This window comes from Mesorhizobium sp. M1E.F.Ca.ET.063.01.1.1 (genome assembly GCF_003998155.1).
Classification (GTDB): Bacteria; Pseudomonadota; Alphaproteobacteria; order Rhizobiales; family Rhizobiaceae; genus Mesorhizobium.
Genome location: NZ_RZSC01000679.1, coordinates 1 through 3,135, shown reverse-complemented (window position 1 = coordinate 3,135; position 3,135 = coordinate 1). Strand labels below are relative to the sequence as shown.

The following is a 3,135-nucleotide window of genomic DNA, read 5'->3' as shown; positions in this document are numbered from 1 at the left end:
TGCATGTGGAGGGCGGCCACCGGCTGATCTGACCGGCGCAAAGCCCTCATCCATCGCCGCGAGCAGCGCCTTGAGCGTCGGCGGCTGGACGCGCCGGCGGCGCCAGATCATGACGAGGCCCGCGGAACGGACCGGGCCGGGCCAGGCGACCTCCGCCACCCCGCCGCGATCGAGCACGGCCGCGACCGCCAGGCGCGGCACGATGCCGAAGCCGGCGCCGGCTGCCACCAGCCCGGCGATGGCGTCGATGCTGCCGACCTCGGCCGCGAGCCTCGGCCCGCCGAGGCCCGCCTCGGTGAAAGCTCTGTCGACCATGGCGCGGTAGACGCATCCGGTTTCGGTGGCGACGAAGCGTTTTTCGGCAAGCTCCGCCAGATCGACCTCCGTCCTGTTCTCGCCCGGCGGCGCGATCAGCACCAGCGGCTCGGCCGCGACGACGCGTCTGGCGAAGCGCTCGTCCGATTCGCTCGCGCCAGAACGGTCGAAGCAGAAGGCGACATCGATCTCGCCGTCGCCGAGCCTGCGCAGCAACTCGCCGCTGCCGGCGATCTTCAGCTTGATGTCGATGTCGGGATGAACGGCATGGAAGTCGGCCAGCCAGCCGGCAAGCCTTGCGGAGGCAATCGTCTCCAGCGCGCCGATCGCAAGCCGGCCGGCCGTCGCGCTCCTGGTGGCATCGATGACGGCGCGCGCGTCGTCGGCGAGCGACAGCAATTCCTCGGCATAGGGTTTCAACGCCTCGCCGGCCGGTGTCAGCTCCAGCCCTCGCCGAGAGCGCATGAAGAGGCTGGCGCCAAGCTCGGCCTCCAGCGCCTGGATCTGGTCGCTGACGCTCGACTGCGCGAGATTGACCTCCACCGCGGCGCGGGTGACGTTGCGCGTGCGCGCAACCGCGAGAAATGTCTTCAGCAACCTTGGATGCATCGGGCGGGCGGCGCTACTGCAGCTGCGGCTTCTTGAGGAAGGAGTTGCGGTCTGCGGATTTTACCCTGAGCCAGGTCTCGCGGCCGTCGCGCACCACGCGCAACGGGATCTCGGCGCCTGCCGGGTTCTGCCAGAGCTTGCGATAGAAGTCGGCGAGACCGTCGACCTCACCGTCGCGCACGTCGGAAATGATGTCGCCCTGACGCAGGCCTGCCTTTGCCGCTGGACCGCCTTCGGCGACGCTCATCACCACCACCATGCCGTTCGACTCGGCCGAGAAAGCGCCGAGCCACGGGCGCGGTGGCCGGGCCAACTGGCCACGCTTCACCAAGTCGTCGAGGATCGGCGTCAGAAGGTCGATCGGCACGATCATGTTGATGTCGGCGACCTCGCCGGCGCGGCTCATCTGCAGGCGCAGCGAGCCGACGCCGAGCAGCTTGCCGTCGCGGTCGAACAGCGCGGCGCCGCCCCAGGACGGGTGCGCCGGCGCGGTGAAGATCGCCTCGTCGATGAGATATTCCCAGTAGCCGGCGAATTCCTGCTTGGTGACGATGTGGGCATCGACCTGCTGGCCGATGCCGTCGGCAAGCGTCACCGCGTCGCCGATATTGGCCTTCCTGGCGTTGCCGAAGGCGACCGCCGGCAGGTTGAGCGGCGACAGCGCCTGCACCAGGCCGAAGCCGGTCTCCTGATCGTAGGCCAGCGCATGCGCGGCGACCACGCGGCCGTCCTGGTCGGTGAGCCACACCTCGTCGGCCTCGGTGATCAGATAGCCGATGGTGAGCACCAGCCCGTTGTCGCGGATCACCACGCCGCTGCCCTCGCGGCGTGTGCCCAGCGCATTGGCGGTGAAGGCGTCGTCCGGAACCGTGGCGCGCACGGACACGACGGAGCGCGAGACTTTTTCGATGGTCATCGGTCGATCCTGGATTGCGGGTCTTTTTCTATAGGTATGGCCAATGCGGCGTGGTGCAAGGGCTGACGCCATTCCCTTCTCCCCTTGTGGGAGAAGGTGGCCGAGCGAAGCTCGGTCGGATGAGGGGTGCTGGACGGAGCGCGCCTTCGGCCGTTTGCTCCCCGCGTCCTAATCTCCCTCGTATCATTTCTTCCAACACCCCTCATCCGTCTCGGCGCTGCGCGCCGATCCACCTTCTCCCACAAGGGGAGAAGGGGAAAAATCCTGGCCCAGTCATTAGTTCAACGAAAATTGAACTTTTTTCTTTGACGCGCGCGGAACCGCACCTAAATCTTGCGTCAACCAACTCGCATCCGCCCCCCGAACCCACAAGGCCCCCCACGATGAACCAGTACACCCCGCCGAAAGTCTGGACCTGGAACAAGCCGAATGGCGGCGCCTTCGCCTCGATCAACCGGCCGGTCGCCGGGCCGACGCATGAGAAGGAACTGCCGGTCGGCAAGCATCCGCTGCAGCTCTATTCGCTGGCCACCCCCAACGGCCAGAAGGTCACGATCATGCTGGAGGAGCTTCTGGCGCTCGGCCACACGGGTGCCGAATACGACGCCTGGCTGATCCGCATCAACGAAGGCGATCAGTTTGGCTCAGGCTTCGTCGGGGTGAACCCGAACTCCAAGATCCCGGCGCTGCTGGACCGCAGCGAGCCGAAGCCGGTACGCGTGTTCGAATCCGGCTCGATCCTCACTTATCTGGCCGAAAAGTTCGGCGAATTCCTGCCTACCGAGCGTGCCGCCCGCGCCGAAACCTTCTCGTGGCTGTTCTGGCAGATGGGCTCGGCGCCCTATCTCGGCGGCGGTTTCGGCCATTTCTACGCCTATGCGCCGGAAAAGATCGAATACGCCATCGACCGCTTCGCCATGGAGACCAAGCGGCAGATGGACGTGCTCGACCGCAGGCTGGCGGAAAGCGAATACCTTGCCGGCCCCGACTACACCATCGCCGACATGGCGGTCTGGCCCTGGTATGGCGGGCTGGCCAAGGGCCGCAGCTACAACGATGCCGCGCAGTTCCTCGCCGTGCACGAATACGAGCACGTGCAGCGCTGGGCCGACGCAATCGACGCCCGGCCGGCGGTGAAGCGCGGCCGCATGGTCAATCGCATCTCCGGCGACCCGGCCTACCAGCTCCACGAGCGCCACGACGCCAGCGACTTCGAAACGAAGACGCAGGATAAGTTGGTGGCGGCGGAGTGAGTATCTCCTACCCTCCCCCTGGTGGGGAGGGTGGCCCGTAGG

Annotated in this window: 3 protein-coding genes; 1 reads left to right on the top strand and 2 read right to left on the bottom strand. The window is 66.7% G+C overall.

What is annotated here, in order from left to right:
• Both EOA29_RS30445 and EOA29_RS30440 read right to left on the bottom strand, forming a co-directional pair.
• A partial coding sequence (locus EOA29_RS30445) for a LysR family transcriptional regulator (protein ID WP_145966220.1) occupies positions 1-924 on the bottom strand: 924 nt, incomplete at its 3' end.
• A 13-nt stretch (positions 925-937) separates the two neighbouring features.
• Positions 938-1,840: a S1C family serine protease gene (locus EOA29_RS30440; protein WP_126094539.1), complete on the bottom strand. Its 903-nt coding sequence runs from the start codon at positions 1,838-1,840 to the stop codon at positions 938-940.
• Between the two features lie 383 nt (positions 1,841-2,223).
• Here EOA29_RS30440 and yghU point away from each other — a divergent pair, with 383 nt between their 5' ends.
• Entirely contained in the window at positions 2,224-3,093 is an 870-nt protein-coding gene (yghU, locus tag EOA29_RS30435) for a glutathione-dependent disulfide-bond oxidoreductase (protein ID WP_126094540.1), read from the top strand.
• The last annotated feature ends 42 nt before the right edge of the window (positions 3,094-3,135 follow it).